14 protein-coding genes are annotated in these 16972 nt (G+C 39.9%); 5 read left to right on the plus strand and 9 right to left on the minus strand.

Going from position 1 to position 16972, the window contains the following annotated elements:
* Positions 1-8 precede the first annotated feature (8 nt).
* The 4 genes from IGI54_RS12970 to IGI54_RS12985 all read right to left on the minus strand — a co-directional run bounded on the left by IGI54_RS12970 (position 9) and on the right by IGI54_RS12985 (position 5123).
* On the minus strand, positions 9-1349 hold the full coding sequence (locus IGI54_RS12970) for an aldehyde dehydrogenase family protein (RefSeq protein ID WP_430621889.1): 1341 nt from the start codon (positions 1347-1349) through the stop codon (positions 9-11).
* Between the two features lie 142 nt (positions 1350-1491).
* Entirely contained in the window at positions 1492-2070 is a 579-nt protein-coding gene (locus IGI54_RS12975) for a TetR/AcrR family transcriptional regulator (RefSeq protein WP_430621890.1), read from the minus strand.
* 276 nt (positions 2071-2346) lie between these two features.
* The gene (locus tag IGI54_RS12980; protein WP_430621891.1) at positions 2347-4302 is read right to left on the minus strand and encodes a glucosaminidase domain-containing protein; all 1956 of its coding nucleotides are present in this window, start codon (positions 4300-4302) and stop codon (positions 2347-2349) included.
* 482 nt (positions 4303-4784) lie between these two features.
* Positions 4785-5123 (minus strand): hypothetical protein, encoded by a 339-nt coding sequence (locus IGI54_RS12985; protein ID WP_216430034.1) that lies wholly within the window; start codon positions 5121-5123, stop codon positions 4785-4787.
* A gap of 234 nt (positions 5124-5357) precedes the next feature.
* On the opposite strand from IGI54_RS12985, the gene IGI54_RS12990 reads away from it, so the two are divergent.
* Positions 5358-6518, plus strand: coding sequence for a cation diffusion facilitator family transporter (locus IGI54_RS12990; protein WP_313631250.1), 1161 nt, complete (start codon positions 5358-5360; stop codon positions 6516-6518).
* Positions 6519-6564: 46 nt separating this feature from the next.
* Here the strand turns inward: IGI54_RS12990 and IGI54_RS12995 are convergent, their stop codons facing one another.
* The 3 genes from IGI54_RS12995 to IGI54_RS13005 all read right to left on the minus strand — a co-directional run bounded on the left by IGI54_RS12995 (position 6565) and on the right by IGI54_RS13005 (position 8777).
* Positions 6565-7398 carry a TIGR03943 family putative permease subunit gene (locus IGI54_RS12995; RefSeq protein WP_430621892.1) on the minus strand — a complete coding sequence of 278 codons (834 nt, stop codon included), beginning with the start codon at positions 7396-7398 and terminating at the stop codon, positions 6565-6567.
* Between the two features lie 41 nt (positions 7399-7439).
* Positions 7440-8342, minus strand: a complete 903-nt coding sequence (locus tag IGI54_RS13000) for a permease (RefSeq protein ID WP_379946965.1) — start codon at positions 8340-8342, stop codon at positions 7440-7442.
* Between the two features lie 159 nt (positions 8343-8501).
* Entirely contained in the window at positions 8502-8777 is a 276-nt protein-coding gene (locus tag IGI54_RS13005; RefSeq protein ID WP_010779334.1) for an HU family DNA-binding protein, read from the minus strand.
* A gap of 326 nt (positions 8778-9103) precedes the next feature.
* Here IGI54_RS13005 and IGI54_RS13010 point away from each other — a divergent pair, with 326 nt between their 5' ends.
* Positions 9104-10627, plus strand: coding sequence for a helix-turn-helix domain-containing protein (locus tag IGI54_RS13010; RefSeq protein WP_071861850.1), 1524 nt, complete (start codon positions 9104-9106; stop codon positions 10625-10627).
* On the plus strand, positions 10605-12134 hold the full coding sequence (locus IGI54_RS13015; protein ID WP_430621893.1) for a helix-turn-helix domain-containing protein: 1530 nt from the start codon (positions 10605-10607) through the stop codon (positions 12132-12134). Before IGI54_RS13010 ends, IGI54_RS13015 begins: the two co-directional genes overlap by 23 nt.
* A 34-nt stretch (positions 12135-12168) precedes the next feature.
* Here IGI54_RS13015 and IGI54_RS13020 read toward each other — a convergent pair whose 3' ends face one another.
* Positions 12169-12558, minus strand: a complete 390-nt coding sequence (locus IGI54_RS13020; RefSeq protein ID WP_071861848.1) for a hypothetical protein — start codon at positions 12556-12558, stop codon at positions 12169-12171.
* Positions 12559-12853: 295 nt separating this feature from the next.
* Here IGI54_RS13020 and ald point away from each other — a divergent pair, with 295 nt between their 5' ends.
* Positions 12854-13990: an alanine dehydrogenase gene (ald, locus tag IGI54_RS13025; protein WP_430621894.1), complete on the plus strand. Its 1137-nt coding sequence runs from the start codon at positions 12854-12856 to the stop codon at positions 13988-13990.
* Positions 13991-14067: 77 nt separating this feature from the next.
* The gene (locus IGI54_RS13030; protein WP_430621895.1) at positions 14068-15762 is read left to right on the plus strand and encodes a M3 family oligoendopeptidase; all 1695 of its coding nucleotides are present in this window, start codon (positions 14068-14070) and stop codon (positions 15760-15762) included.
* 131 nt (positions 15763-15893) lie between these two features.
* On the opposite strand, the gene IGI54_RS13035 is transcribed toward IGI54_RS13030, so the two are convergent.
* Positions 15894-16673, minus strand: coding sequence for an ABC transporter ATP-binding protein (locus IGI54_RS13035; RefSeq protein WP_430621896.1), 780 nt, complete (start codon positions 16671-16673; stop codon positions 15894-15896).
* Between the last annotated feature and the right edge of the window lie 299 nt (positions 16674-16972).

Raw genomic sequence — 16972 nt, forward strand, 5'->3', positions numbered from 1 at the left:
ATCGTCACCTAATCCCACGGTTTGCCATCATGTTTTGGTTGAATCGGCAATGCGACTCTTGAAATATTGATCAAATGGGTATAGGTTAAATTTTCTGAAATAATATTATTCCCCCACGAGCCACAGCCTAGTGATACCGTTGGGTTCAAGCCATTCGCCGGCGATCCGCCTGCATCGATCGTTGGTTGATTCACCACCACCCGACTGACTGGCAAAACTTCTCCGGCATAAATTTGATGTTCTTTGGTCTGACTGAATAAACCTGCTGAATGTCCAGCACCTTCTAACAACAGATTTTCTTTAGCAAATCCAACCGCCTCTTCAAAGGTGTCATAGGACTTCAAAGCTAAAACCGGCGCCATTTTTTCTTTACAAAAAAGTTCTGATTTGCCGACAGCATCGACTTTTACCGCGATGATTTGACTATCTGCTGGAATCTCAACTCCTGCCGCATCCGCAATAATTTTGGGATCTTGACCAATCATATCCGGGTTCGCTCGCCCATCAATGAATAGCGTGTTCCGCAATTTTGCTAAATCTTCTTTGTCCGTAATCACTGCCGCTTGTTTTTGGCTTAACGCTTCAAATACTTCCTTTTCCTTTTCCTGCGGATAAATCAAGCTTTGCTGACACGCGCAAACAATCCCGTTATCAAAAGAACGACCGATAACGGATAACTCAGCTGCCACCTCTACGTCAAAATCACGATCAAGAATTGCTTGAACATTACCTGGTCCTACGCCATAGGCTGGATGACCACTTGAATAAGCAGACTTCACTAAACCAGGTCCGCCGGTCGCTACAATCAAATCGACTGATTTCATCAATTCCTGAGACAATTCGATACTTGGTTCTTCAATCACTTGTAGCAGATCTCTCGGTGCGCCAACACTCACAAGCGCCTCACGCATCAACTCAATCGTTTCCTTCGTCGTTTTTTCCGAACGGGGATGGGGAGAAACAATCATGGCATTTTTACCCTTTAACGCCATCAAGCCATTTCCCAGCGGGGTAATGGTTGGATTTGTCGTCGGTGTAACTGACCCAATCACACCTACCGGATGCGCGATTTCAACTAGTCCTTCTTCCGGTATCTCCCTAATCACATCGACTGAAGCTTTGTCCTTCAAACTAGCGAAAATAATTGTTGCCATGCCCTGATTTTTACCAATCTTATGATCCAAACGACCCAGACGTGTTTCTTCAATCGCCAACTTCGCCAATGGTTCAGCTTGTTCAAAAACTGCCTTTGAAATCACATAAAGCATTTTGTCTACTTGTTCTTGATCATATCCACTGATTTCCTCCATTGCTACTCGTGCCTGTGTCACCATTTCCTTAATCGTCATTTTCCCAAGCTCCTTTCATTTTTACATACACTGATGTATGTATCTAACAATCTCACTATACAAAACTGTTGAAAGCGCTGTCAATTTCGTGAAAAAAAGAACTTGCTTGTAAAAGACTGCTACGAACAAGTTCCTCATTTTTTTAAGCATTTGTAAAAATAATCGAAATACTCCGTCTGATCGCTTCGGCGTTGTAGTTCCTTGCCACCTCCTCAGGTGTTCCCGAACCATACATTCCTTCAAAATAATTGTAAAACATACTGGCAACAGCCGCGGCATCATTCTCATTTAACCCCTTCATTCTCAGTCCCTCTAAAAAGAATTTGTATAAACGTGCCCGCGTTTCCCGAAACTTTTGTAATAGTTCCGAGAATTCCGAATGGATCTCTAATGTTTTCAATGACTGCTGCAGAAAATTAAAGCCCTCTTGTGCCCGTGACGGTACTAACAGTATTTCCACGACCTTTTCTTCAAAATCGAGTGTCTCATCCATCATGATCTGTCGTTTCTCATTTTGAATTTTTTCAATCGTCATCGTCACGACTTCGTTAAAAATCTCAGATTTATTTTTAAAGTGCCAGTAGGCGGCTCCTCGACTAACATTCGCATCTTTTGATATTTTTTCTAAAGAAGTATTCTCGAAACCAACGTCATAAAAATTTTCAAAAGCTGTCTCTAATAAACGCTGTTTGGTTAATAGACTGTCCTGTTTTCTTTTCAAGTTGCCACCCCTTAAATAAAAAAACAATTAATTGTTTTTTTTTTGCGCTTTTTTACTGTTTTTAAAAGTTTGGGAAATTTCACAAAAAGCTTACGCTTGTGAAAGACTATCACTTATTTTTTGCCTAAAGCTCCGCTTCCATTCTTTCATAATTGAAACTATTTGGGAAGAACATTTTACAAATCGTTTGTTTTAAAAATTTATGGACTACTCATTAGTCCCATAAAGACAAAAAAAGCGCACCAATTTCTCATTGGTACGCGATTAGTAACTATTTTAACGTAGTGGCGGTAAAATCGCTAGCAGCCCACTACTTAACGTAATGTACATCGAAGCCGCGGTTGGCAACGTTTCTGTTACGACTTTTTTAGTAGGCATAGCCGTTGAAGCTAATGCAATCAAGCTATCACCACGGAATAAGTTAATAAAATGCTTTGTTGTCATCACTTGTGGAATTCGCTTGTTATTCGCAATGCTTGCAAGTAATTTGGTTTGTAGCCGTTCATTGAAATCAAAAGTCATTTTCGTTGCTTTGATTTCTGGACCAGTCGTAATTTTTTTAACTTCTTTCGATTCTTTCGCTTGGTCAAACTGCGTTAAATCGTAAGCTTTGATGATCGCGTTCAATTTTTCTGCGTATTGTTTGTCTGTCGCATATCGTCCTTGTAAATGTTTGGTCGCATCTTGATAAGACTCTGTTTGGTCCTTCCAAGTATCCTTATAGAAATCAGCGTTGCCTGTGATGCCTTTTTTAAGCAAGTTGGCATAGTCTTCTAAGGACTCTTTATAAGAAGGATACTTTCTAAATTCAGAGCTGATTTGATAGCTCTTACCGTCTTTGTCTTGCTCCAACGTATTGAAGGTCACGCCTTGATCCTTAAATTTACCCTTGATACCGAACAAATTGTAATTTGGTTCGCTGGCTAAAGAACTATTTCCTGAGCCGCTTTCTAAAATTGCTTGAGCGATCATAACAGAAGAATAGATTCCATTCTTTTGTCCGATTTCCCGAGAGGTTTCACCGATTTTTTTGATGAATTGATCCGTCGTTTGGTTTTTGTTGAAAACAAACGGTTGGTTCGCACTGTATTCGCCAAAAGCATTTGATAATGAACTGCTGGCTTTTGGTAGACCCGCCATATTCACTCGAACTGCAAAGGTTGGAGCAAAATCGCTGATATTGCCGATCTTCACAACGTCTCCTGGTTGCGGTGCATGGATATATTGACCATTACCGATATAGATTGCTACGTGAGTTGTAACACTAGTTGGTGCTCCCCAAAATAGTAGATCTCCTGGTTGTGCTTCACTGACAGGAATTTGTGTACCAGCATATTGCTGATCTCCTGTCCAACCGCCGATGTAATGACCAGTGGCATTCGCGTAAACGACATAAGCTAACCCAGAACAGTCAAAAGCATTTGGTCCTTTTGCTCCCCACACGTACGGCATGCCAAGATAGCGATAAGCTTCTTGAACGATTGCATTTTGCACATCATTACTATAAGTCGGTGCTTTTTGGTTCGAAGGCACCCGAACATCTGCTGGTGCAGATTCTGGTTGACGTGCAGCTGCCTGATCTTGTTTAGGTGTTGTTGTATTACCAGCCGGTTTTTGTGTATTTCCATTATTTGTGTTTCCTGCCGGTTTATTGTTTGGCTCTGGTTTTGGCTTAGGGTCAGGCGTTGGTGCCGGCTCATCAGCTTTCTTTACAGCTTCGAATTGGATTGATACATCTGATTCCGGCATTGTGAATTGACCATTAATATTGCCACTAGACACAATTGGTGCTTGGGTTGTTTTATTCACTACATTAACAGCCTTTAATTCAAAGTCCTTAGCAAGTGAGACTGTATAATGAACCGTCGTATTGGCAACTAATCCATTATCAGACGCATATTGAAAAGTAAGTGAATTCCCATTAGTGTCAGTTAATGTATTATTTACTAGTGGTGTCTCATCGTTTGCAAGTAATCGATATTGCTTAACTGGCTCCGGTTCAGGGGTGGGCTCTGGTTCTGGCGTCGGTTCAGGATCAGGAGCTGGCGTTGGGTCTGGCACCGGTTGGGACTCAGAACTTGAACTTCCTGTGCTTGAACTTTCCGTCGCTTCTTGACTTGATGATGTCGGCACTGTACTGCTTTCCTCGGCCAAAACTTGTTGTGAAGATAAAAGTGTTGGACCGACCATCGTTCCAATCGCTAATAAACTCAAGATTTTATTGTACTTCAATATCCATACCTCATTTCTATTTCAAATTATTGAATAGATATAATTATTTTCCTTAATTACTTCTATATTATCATTAATTTAAAAATATGTCTAAAATCCCATCATAAATTCATAAAATCTTCAAAGCTAATATATTCAGACCCAAAAAGCTTCAACAATTTTCAAAAAAAAGGTGTTGTATTGCCTATTTTTATTGATGTTTCATTAAAATAACATAATTCATATTTTAGAAGCATTTCTACTATTTTTAATCCGTAATTCCACAAAATTAAAACTTATTTTTAGATTTGAATAATAAATAATAGCGAAAAATAATACTTTGTTTTACTTTAATATACGCAAAACAACAAAAAAACTAGGAATGCAAATAAAAATTTACATTCCTAGTTTTTTAGTCTGTTTGACTATCAACTTGGATTCTCACCGGGTATCCAAAGCAAATTCAGTAAAAAAATCTGAATGATATCATTCAGATTTTAACTCTACCTTGCTGCAATAATTTTTTGCATCAAATTAGAAATCGTTCGTTCATGAAAATGTGTCATACGGACACTTTCCCCAGCTTCTGTACACCAAATTTTATTTTCGTAAAAGCCAACGTTTTCCCGTTTGCCGTCCATTAGTTCTTTAGCATATTCCAAAACAAGTTGGATAGCCTCACGAGTTGGTTCATCACTTTTGAAGTACCCGGGATAACTACGCAAATATTCATGAAGATCACTATTTTTTGAAGCTTTCCAGTCTTCGATAAAATCTTCTAATGCGGTAACGACATTGCCTGTCTGAATATCCCATAATGATATATCTGTTTGATTGTCCATACGCTTCCCCTCCAATGAGTGAATCCCTTTTCAAGTTATTATAAAACAATTTCCTTTTAAACGGCTGAGATATGTGCGAATTTTTTATTAAAATTGATCAAAAATCAAACCCAATTTTAAAAGTAAACTTCAAAAAAATGAAGTTTACTTTTAATCGAATATAGTTATAGCTTCTTATTCCCTTTTCAATCGGGTATAATAAAGCTAATTGATTAATTTTTAAGGATGATTCTTATGCTAAACTTTCTAATAGATAAAATTACAAAACGTTCCAAAGCAAATAAGCGGACTGGGGTCGGGATTTTAGCCGGCTTATTGGGCCTGTTCTCTAATTTGGCCTTATTTATCGCCAAATTTTTCATTGGCTCGCTATCCGGCAGTGTTTCTATCATGGCCGATGCTATCAATAACTTATCGGATACGGCCTCCTCGGTAATCACATTGGCTGGTTTCAAAATCGCGGGCAAACCCGCAGACGAAGGGCATCCCTATGGTCACGAACGCTTTGAATATATCAGTGGTTTTGTTATTTCTATCCTAGTGACTTATGTAGGTGTGCGTTTTTTAGACAGTTCTTTTGTCAAAATCATTCACCCTAGCAGCGTCTTACTTTCACCGATCGTCTATATCGTGCTGGTACTTTCGATTTTACTGAAATTCTGGCAAGGCTTTATGTATCGCAAATTGAGTCGTGAAATTGATTCGGACACTTTAAAGGCTACTGCTCAAGATAGCATCAATGATGTCTACACGACCATTGCCGTTTTGATTTCTGCTATCATTGAATGGCTTAGCGGTTGGCGGATCGATGGCTACATCGGTTTTTTGATCGCTCTATACATTATCTATTCTGGCATAAAAATGTTATTAGGCTTCATTAATGATTTAATGGGGGTACGACCTCCGGAAGCCGAGGTCTTAGCAATTCGCAAGCATCTCGATAATTATCCAAATATTATTGGTTATCACGATTTACTGATTCACAGCTATGGTCCTAATAGTGTTTTTGCCTCCGTACACATTGAAGTCAATCAAGATTGGAGTTTGTCTCATGCCCATGAAGTAATCGATGCTATCGAATACGAGGTAAAAGAGGATGTCGGAGTCGATCTAGTTTGTCATTTAGACCCCTATCCGATTAATGACCCCGATTTCAAACGAATCGCCCCAGAGCTGAAAAAAACCTTGAAAGATATCCATCCCCATTTACGCTTTCATGATTTGCGGGTAGATAAAACGACGACCCCTGAGACGATTTATTTCGATTTAGTGGTACCGGAGGAATTAAAGAAGACTGAGAATTCTCACTTACAAGACATCATCAGTCAGCATTTTATTGCTCAAAACGAACCGGCAAAACTAAATATCACCTTTGATCGAACCTATTTGCTGTGATAAAAAAACCGCTTTGGCTTACTAAGCCGAAGCGGTTTTTTTCTGTTTAAAATGCACGATAAACGTATTGATTTTTCGGTGCAGTCACGGTCTGAGCTTTAGTAACATTTACTGCAGGAATCTGGCGTTGGAAAGGTTCGAAAAAGTCCAACGTAATCGTTCCTTCAACGTGTAGCCATTCGTTGTTCTTAACAGTCAGATTTGCCGGCAGCTTTGTCATGAGACCAAATACTCCAGAATCCGCGACGCAATGAATAATCCCAAAGCGGAACATAAAATCATATTTTTGCTGGTCCTTTTGGGTCTCATAGATAAATCCATTAAAGGAGATGTTCTTGCCCACAAAGGAATTGGGATAATTATAGATCAGTTCCATCACTTCTAAATAGTTCTCATCGGTGACTTCCAGTTTTTGATCCGTCTCATATTTTTTCATCAGCTTGGTCATTTGATCATTGTAATCACTTTTGTTGTAATAAATGCTAGTATCAGGTTTTAAATATTGGGTATTCATCTCTGGATCACCCACGGACTCCTTGCTAACTGGAAAACTAAAGCCCTTTGCCTCAACAATCGTTGTATCCAAATTAATAGTAGGAAATAACAGACCCACTACCAAAGGAATGACCAACAGCAAATAAGCGATCCAACGTTGATACGGTTTATTCAGTCCATGATCGTGATCATGATGAGAATGTTCTGCTTGCTTATCACTACCCGCCCAAATTTTTAATTGGACTAACGCTAAAATCAGCGATAGGCCCATTGTTAGAAAAACGAGATAGCGATAATGGACATTAATATATTGATCCAATCTGCCAGAAACCTGCAGATACATCATCAATTCGAAATAACCTGATAAAATCAAGAAACGAATCATTGGTCTCCTCCATTTTTATGTATTCTCTCTTATTCGATCCGCTAAATCACTAACGCGTAGACCGTAACGATCACGCTGATCAAAGCGATTAGCTGAACAATAAATTTCCCGTGAAAGCTGCGTTTCATCATCATTAGATTTTTGATATCCACCATTGGACCAAAAACTAAAAAGGCCACGATCGCATTGGTACCAAAAAGACTCAATAGAGATGAACCGACAAAAGCATCGGCCTCGGAACAAAGCGACATTGTAAAGGCCAAAACTAGCATCACTAAAACGCCGACAATTTTTGAAGAAGTTAGTTGCAACATGAATTGCGTAGGTAAATAAACTTGCATGCTGCTGGCGATCAACGCACCAATAATCAAATAGCGGCCGGTATCAAAGAATTCATCGATCCCATGAACCAAGACTGACCAAATATTTTGGCTGAAAGAATGCTTATGTGTTTCTCCGTGTTCATGGTGCTCCTCTGTGTGAGGTTGTAAATCAGCTTTTAAAATCGGTGAGTGATTGATATACGCGATCCATGAGCCAATGATTAAGGCCACGATAAAGCTGCCTAGCGCTCGTAAAAAAGCAAACTTCCAGCTATTACCAAAGGCGATAAAGGTCGAAAATAAGACAATTGGGTTAATAATCGGCGCAGTCACCATGAAGGCAAAGGCCGTATGTTCCGGCACACCTTTTTTAATGAATTGAGTGATGATTGGCACGATTCCACATTCACAAGAAGGAAAGAAAAATCCTAAAAATGAACCTACGAGAATCGCCAGTAATTTATTTTTAGGCAAAATCTTTTGAACCCGTTCAGGCGTTAAAAAAACCTGTAAAGCGCCAGAAATGATACAACCCAATAAAACAAAGGGAATCGCCTCGATTACGATTGAAAGAAAGATCGTACTCATTTGTAAAACGGAATGGGGCAGAAAATTAAACATAAAGTTCCTCCAGAATTTTCACTGTTCTAAGATATACGCTTTTTTAGCCAAAGACACAAGAAAATTTTGATTCACAAACTTTTTTTTAGATATTTTTTAGATTTGAGACGGATCCGAGCACAAAAAAGCCCGCTACTCAAAGTAGCGGGACTCATTTTTTTACTTCACTGCATCTTTTAATTGTTTACCGGCTTTGAATGCTGGTGATTTGCTAGCTGCGATAGTGATTTCTTCACCTGTTTGAGGGTTACGGCCTTTACGTGCAGCACGTTCCCGCACTTCAAAGTTACCAAAGCCAATGACTTGAACTTTTTCTCCAGCTTTCAATGATGATTGAATTCCTTCAAATAAAGCATCTACGGCAGATGTTGCATCTTTTTTTGTAAGACCTGTCTTTTCCGCTACTTGTTCAACTAAACTTTGTTTATTAATCATAATGTATAGCCTCCACTGTCTTTTTAATTGATTCCAAACATAATTCTATTCGTTCTTGCTGAGAAAGGCAACCGTTAACTCTCTTTTTCCTATTTTTTTCCGCCGGATTCTTTTTTTATTTTTTTAGAATTAAAAAATAAAAAATAAATTCGAAGTTTTTTTTAATTATTTGCGTTTATCCTTATAAAATTAGTATCCTAATTTATAATAATTCTTATTGGGAATTAGTTAAATAACAAAAATAAGCTTAATATAAGTTAATCTAACTTGTTTCCCCTCTTTTTTGCCATTATATTAAATAAAAAATTATTCGAGGGGTTATATATATGAATTTAAGAGGGTTAATGAAACAAGAAACGACGAGACGTTTATGTCTAATCGAACAATTATATTATGCCAAAGATTTGCTTTCTTCCGAACAATTAATGGAGGTACTAAACTGCTCACTACCTGCATTGATTAGTGATATTCGTTTTTTAAATGAAGAAACCTTACCGATCAAAATAAAGAAAAAGAAAGGGCTCTATTCAATTGAGTTCGATCAATTCGCAACGATCGACATTGTTTATGCCTATATTTTGCGGACTAGTCTAGAGTTTCAAGTGATTGAGTGCCTGTTTTTTGAGAAAAGTCGGGGGATTCAAATAGCAGCGGATCATTTAAATTGTAGTTTTTCTAACATGCAGCGTTATTTGAAAAACATCAAGCATAAGCTAGCTACTTGGGATATCTCTGTCCATCATCGCCCACTGCGAGTCGCTGGAGATGAAGCGATCTTACGACAATTCTATTATCTTTTTTTTAGAGAAGCTCGAATGGCCTTTGTTGATTATGGTTTCTCAAAGGAATTACTCAATTCAGTCGATTACTTGCTACGGCAACTCTTAAAAGAAAATCAAATCGATAATAATATGAATGTCCATTTTCAACTGATGCACAGCTTTTTGATTGGCTTACAGCGTTTAAAAAATGGTCATTCCATGAAAAAACTGTCCAATGAAAGTGGTTTGAAGCTCCCTGCTTTCGATCAGCTAGAGCGTTTAACCAAGCTGATCAAACGTGAGACTGGGATTGATTTTACTGAGAGCTCATTGAAGGAATGCTTGTGGCCGCTGTTTTCCCATCAATTGATCTTAAATCGTCAGCAGCAATTATTCGCGATCCAAAAAAATACTCGACTGGCGAATTTTTATGAATCTCATCATTTATTATTGAATCGTATTAGCGAACTACTAGACACGCCGCTTTCACAAGCTGAGATCGTTGAAAACCTGCGACTATTAGGCAACAGTCTGTTTTGCTATCAGCCTAATAAACGATCAGTCGAGATTTTACAGGAAACGCAAGCTACTATGCTGAAATTGATCGATAAAAAATATAGCCGTGAGTTGAGAAAAATCAGAACGGTCGTAGAGGATTTTTTACCAAGCCAGCAGCACAACTCCTTCACCGAGTTGTATATCAGCTTATTGGTTACTTCAATCAGTCACCTGCTGCAGCGCTTAGTAGCGGCGGATCAACCAATCAAGGTCTTGTTGCTCTCTGATACCTCCACCACCCACGAACGTTTCTGGCACTCGATTTTCCCGGCCTTTATTAAAGGCGCCGTGAACTACGATTATTTTAGCAGTCCGTTTATTCAACAGGAACAGTTGACTAATTTAACTAAAAGATATGATTTGATCGTAACCAATGTCACGATGACTGAACTTAAATCCGCGTGCCCATTGATTGCCATCAACGCCTATCCAACCGCTCAAGATTTTGAACGTATTCAGCAATTTGTGAATTGTTTCGAACCACTTCCATTACGAAAGGAATATTATAATGAACTTACGCCGACTTCTTAAACGAGATAGCCAGCGCCAATTAAATTTAATTGAAACCCTGTATTATTCCAAGCATCCGTGTTCCAGCGAGGAATTGTCCACCATCGCAGACTGCACCACACCTGCTTTATTAAATGACATTCGAACAATCAATACCCAAAGCAACTATTACAAAGTCGTGCGAGAAAACAGCCTGTATCGGCTAGAGCTGAAAGACAACGCCACCATCGATGTGCTTTTCTCCACTTTGCTAAATCATTCGATGGCTTTTAAAATTCTGGAAGCCATCTTCTTTGAGGAATGTTCCACCTTATTAGAGTTGTCCCAAAAATTATTTTGTAGCTTGACCACAGTCCAATCGGCCATGAAAGATCTGCAAGATGCTCTGGCACACTGGAAATTGACGATTCAGCGGCGGCCTTTTCGTTTGACCGGTGATGAGATCGCGATCCGCCATCTATTCTTTCTCTATTTTTCAGAGAAGAAAGTCATGCGGGAAAATACGCGCTTCAGTTCGGAATTCTTCCGATACGGTGACGAGATCGTTCGCTCCATGATCAATGAAAATGAATTATCGGTGTCTTTTGCCCAATACAACCGGCTAAGTCTTACTTTTTTTATCAGTCTCGTACGGATCTCTAACAACCATCGTTTTTCCTCCCGTACATTAAAATCGGAGAGCATTCTGCCACCAAAGCAAGCGACGATGAGTCGTTTTGGTCCGCACTTGCGGAAAGAGCTGCATATTCTCTACTCAGAAGATGTTATGAAAGATAGCTTTTGGTTGTTGTATTCGGATCTCTTTTTGCTAGGCGACAGACAAAAGAAAAAAGCCTTGGAAACAAATTATTCCTTGGCTTATCATTATGAAACGCATTATGAACTAGCGGAAAGACTCAGCACGATGCTCGTCGATCCTTTGACCGAAAAACAAAAAGATCAATTAACCACAATTTTGATCAATCAGCATTTGTTCCATGCCAAGACAAAAGAATTTATCAGTGTTCTACAAGACCGAAAAAAAGATTGCTTACATTTGCTAGAGACTTTTCATGCTCATTGTGTGCATCAGTTGCGGGAACTAGTGCTTGGATTCACCGAAGATTATCAGCTTTTCGCGACGGCGGAATTCATCGATAATTACATTTATCAAATCATCGCAACGGTTCCCAGCTGTCTGAATAATATGCAGCAATCTAATCAGCCAGTCACCTTGCTAGTCGTCTCGACAGACTCTAGTATGCAAGAGAGCTTGTTGTCTGAACTGCTACGCTTTTCAATCAGAGGCAATTACACGATCCAACATATCAATTTTAACAGCCTCCAAAATAAAAGCTATTTAGAAATCTTTGAAGAATATGATATCGTCATTAGCACCTCCACCTTTGATGTGCAAAGCTGTCGAACGCCGATCATTGCGGTGGAACTGTGTCCCAGCATCCATTCTTTAAACAAGATCCAATCGTTGGTAGATACGGTCCATCGTAAAAATTTCTCTTCAGAAAAGCGCGAAGCTATTCCCGTTTGATAAAAGTATTCCTTTATATGAAACTGGCCGAGGATTAGGTTCTCGGCTTGTTTTCTTTTAGCCGTATGACTTCCTTTTCCATTGAAGCTTTTTCTAACGTCAAACTGTCGATCATCTTCTGGTATTTTTCCGGCCCATTTTTCTTACGGATCAGATTTAGTTGAACTGCGGAAAAGAAAATCATGAATAATGACAAAATAACTATCACAGCAAAAACCAATCCCGGTGTGATGCGAAAGAATACATACAGTAAAATAATCAGCCCAATTAGAATCTCAGCGATACTTAGTTTCGCACGCCGTCCTCCGCCAAAGAGAATTCGTTTTAAAACCGATCCATGTAACAATTCTTCATAACGCGTCAAACGTGCTTCTAAAAAGCTGATTTGTTCTTTTAATATATCAATCCGTTGATTTTCCGGCATAATACAATCTCCCTTAAGTTTCTTTCTTTATTATTACCAGTAATTGGTTTTTTCGCAATAAATTCAGCAATCAAATAATAAATTTAAAATTATCACAAACTTTCAACCAATCAATTCTGACTGATTCTTCGAAAAAAACTAAGATGAGAAAATGAAAAGGGTTTCATTTGCTTACTTGTAGTAAAATGAATCGTATTTTTCACAAAATTTTATTTGATATTGTTTGAAACTCCTGTACAATTAGTTTGTAAGCGGTTGCGCTTATCTATGATTTGTTAGAAGGAGTGTGTGTCGAATGATTATTGGAATTCCAAAAGAAATTAAGAACAACGAAAATCGTGTTGCCCTTCCCCCTTCAGGTGTTTTTGATCTGAGTAAACATGGTCATAAAGTCCTCGTTGAGAAAAATGCTGGCGCAGGATCAGCCATCTCCGATGATGAATATCGTGAAGCCGGAGCCACTATCGTTGATGATGCAGCGACAGCTTGGTCTGCTGATATGGTCATGAAAGTGAAGGAACCCCTTCCCGAAGAATATCAGTACTTCCGCAAAGATTTGCTATTATTTACTTATTTGCATTTAGCTGCGAACAAACCATTGACCGAAGCTTTAATCGAAAGCGGCGTCAATGCCATCGCTTATGAAAATGTCCAACCTGCTGACAATACGCTGCCTTTGTTAGCTCCGATGAGTGAGATTGCTGGCCGTATGGCGGCTCAAATCGGTGCCAACTATTTAGAACGGATCAATGGCGGTAAAGGAATCTTGTTATCTGGCGTGCCTGGTGTTCGCCGCGGCAATGTCGTCGTTATCGGCGGCGGCGTGGTAGGACTGAACGCTGCGAAAATCGCAGTCGGCCTTGGAGCCAACGTGACGATCCTAGATGTCAGTGTCCCACGCTTAAAAGAATTAGATATCATTTTCGGCAACGACGTACAAACGTTGATGTCAAACAGCTTCAACATTCAAGAAGCATTGAAAACTGCTGACTTAGTGATTGGAGCGGTCTTGATTCCTGGTCACAAAGCACCAACCTTAGTCACTAAGGAAATGGTTGCCAATATTCCAGATCATTCCGTAGTAGTAGACGTTGCCATTGACCAAGGCGGGATCTTTGAAACAGAGGACCGCGTAACAACTCATGACGCACCGACTTATGTCAAAGAAGGTGTTGTCCACTATGCTGTTGCAAACATGCCAGGGGCTGTCCCACAAACCGCGACTCATGCTCTAAGCAACAGTACAATGACCTATGCGAATCTGCTAGCCAATAACTCGTTAGAAGACTTGCTGAAGAGCAATCTAGCCTTGCATCGCGGGGTCAACACCTACAAAGGAAAACTAACCATCGAAGCAGTAGCCAAAGATTTGAACTTAGACTACACATCCATCGATGAATTGTTGGACGAAGAACTACTAATGAATTCGTAAGCTTGTAAGAACCGTCAGCACAATGCTGGCGGTTTTTTTGTTATACTTACAAAAAAGTTATCTATTGGAGGTTCGTCATGTCCTTTTCAACTTATCCTTATCAACGTCCGGAACTGGAACAATACGAAAAAGCGTTTCGGCAAGCCTTGCAACTGTTTGCTACGACTTCTAATTATTCTGAGGCTAAAAAAGCCTTGAACCAGCTGAACCAATTACGTAGTGAGATTGCAACTAATGCTAAGCTGGCCTATATTCGTCATTCAATCAATACCAATGACTCTTTTTATCGGGCTGAAAATGATTTTTGGGATCATCACCAGCCCTTAATCGATCAACTCCACAACGAGTTTTATGAAAAATTATTAGACTCGGCTTTTGAAGTGGAACTAAAACAAGAATTTCCCGAGACTCTTTTTCTCTATGCCGAAGATCAGCTACGGCTGTTGAATGACGCGGTGGTTTCCTTGAAACAGCAAGAAAACGAAACCATTAGTCAATACACCCAGCTCATTGCTTCTGCTCAACTAGAATTTCAAGGCCAAACATTGACCTTGTCAGAATTAGCGGCTTTTTTCACCGCTACTGACCGCTCTGTCCGCAAAGCCGCTCATAAAGTCTACGAGGCCTTTTTTGTCGCCCACGAAAAAGAATTCGATGCTATTTTTGATCGACTAGTTCAGTTACGCCATCAACAAGCCCAACAATTAGGTTTTGAAAACTACGTGGAATATGGCGACCGCTTAATGAATCGCTGGAGCTATGATCGCAAGCAACTACAGTCCTTCCGTCAATTTATTATTGAGGTTGTCGTTCCCATCAATCAAAAATTGTATCAACGACAAAAAGATCGCTTGCAGCTAAAAGATTTTTATCACTATGATCTGCCGTTAGTGTTCCCTACTGGAAATGCCCAGCCTAAGGGAGACGACTTAGTTCAAAAGGCCCAGCAAATGTATCATGAATTATCACCTGAAACGGGAGACTTTTTCGAGCAAATGATCGATCAAGAACTGTTGGATTTGAGCAGTCGTCCCGGCAAGCAAAGTGGCGGTTATTGTGAATTTATTGACGGTCTGCAGATGCCCTTCATCTTTGCAAATTTCAACGGTACTTCCGATGATGTTGATGTCTTGACCCATGAGACCGGTCACGCCTTTCAAAGTTATCTATCCCGCTGGATCGAAGAAACGGAACTCGTTTTTCCTACTTCTGATACGGCGGAGATCCACTCCATGAGTATGGAATTTTTAACTTGGCCGTGGATGGAAAAATTTTTCCCTCACGAACGTGTAAAATATCAATTCGCACATTTAAGCGGTGCATTGCAGTTTCTGCCTTATGGCGCCTTAGTGGATCATTTCCAAGAAGAAGTCTATCTTCATCCAAGCTGGACACCGGAGGAACGTAAGCGGTGCTGGCGAAAATTAGAACAAAGCTATTGCCCAGAGCGCAACTATCAAGAATCTGACGCCTTGGCGCGCGGACTTTATTGGTATCGGCAAGGACATATTTTTGAAGTCCCCTTCTATTATATCGACTATACGCTGGCACAAGTCTGTGCCCTGCAATTTTGGCAACGACGGATCGTCACGGAAGACCCCACTGTTTGGGAAGATTACCTCGCCATTTGTCGTATTGGCGGAACGAAGACTTTTTTAGAGACCATAAGCTATGGCCATCTTGCTTCGCCTTTTGACTACGACAAAATGACGGAACTACTAAACATCGCAAGTGATTATTTGGCCGATATTTCCGAAGCTAAATTAAAATAAGCTAAAGTAAAAAAACATCGGTGATCGGCCGATGTTTTTTACTTTAGCAAGACCCCAAGAATCGCGAGTAGCCTCTGTCGTTGCCTTCACTTATAGTTGTCTCAACGACGTCTTCACCTTGAAAAACACCTTTATTTGGGTACCACCATCAAGCGGTCGGAACCCATGGAGTGAAGCGTGATCGGTCGGGAATAAAAGGTGTTTAAGACTGATTCGGTCAGTAATTCTTCCCGCTTTCCTTGTTTGAAAACCCTGCCATCGCGAATCATCAAGACTTGATTCAAAAGTGGCAAAATCTCTTCGGTGTGATGAGTGACATAAAGTAAACTTGGCGCGTCTGCAGCTTGCTTCAATTTTTCGATTCGTCGCAACAAATCTTCACGAGCAAATAGATCCAGACCGTTGCAAGGTTCATCCAAAATCAATAGTTCCGGTTTTCCCATTAATGCTCGGGCGATCAGGACCAACTGTTTCTCCCCTTGGGACAAAATTTGATAGACCTTGCCGATTAGTTTTTCACCCCCTAATGAAGCCAACAAGTCTTTCGCTTCCTGTACGTCTTCTTGAGAAAAATGCTGATAGATGCCAATACTAGCAAATTTTCCCGACAGCACGATCAGCTCCGCTAGTTCCTCCCTATGAATCCGTTCCTGCAAAGATTGACTGATCCAGCCGATTCGCTTCGTTAAATCAGGAATCGACGTGCGACCAAAAACTTCGCCTAAAACCGTCAGTCGGCCCTTTGTCGGCCATAGATTACCCGAAATCATTTGTAGCATCAAACTTTTCCCTGCTCCATTCAGTCCAAGAATGGCCCAATCTTCCCCTGCATTGATCCGCCAATTGATTGATTCTAATAAATATTTTTTTTGACGAATAAAATCAATTTGCTCAAAGGATAAAATTTCCATACGTCTACTCCCTCCCGCTCCCATTTTCATCATTTTATTAGAAAAATCACAGAAAAGCTATCTTATTTTTTGAATCACCACAGCGCTTGAAATTTTCGTCGATCAAAATGAGCAAAAGCCCCCGCTTTATACCGATTTCTTAAAGATTTTCTTACAGGATTGTAAGTCGCTGACAGAACAGGTAAAATATGGAGGACACTGTTGGAGAAAGCTGGTATATATGACAAATAATAGACAAGACAACGCCCTACCGAAAAACGAACCTCGTTCGCGAATGGCGCGTTATCATACAGAAACGG

The sequence above is a fragment of the Enterococcus sp. DIV0800 genome, from assembly GCF_050559735.1.
Taxonomy (GTDB): domain Bacteria; phylum Bacillota; class Bacilli; order Lactobacillales; family Enterococcaceae; genus Enterococcus_A; species Enterococcus_A devriesei.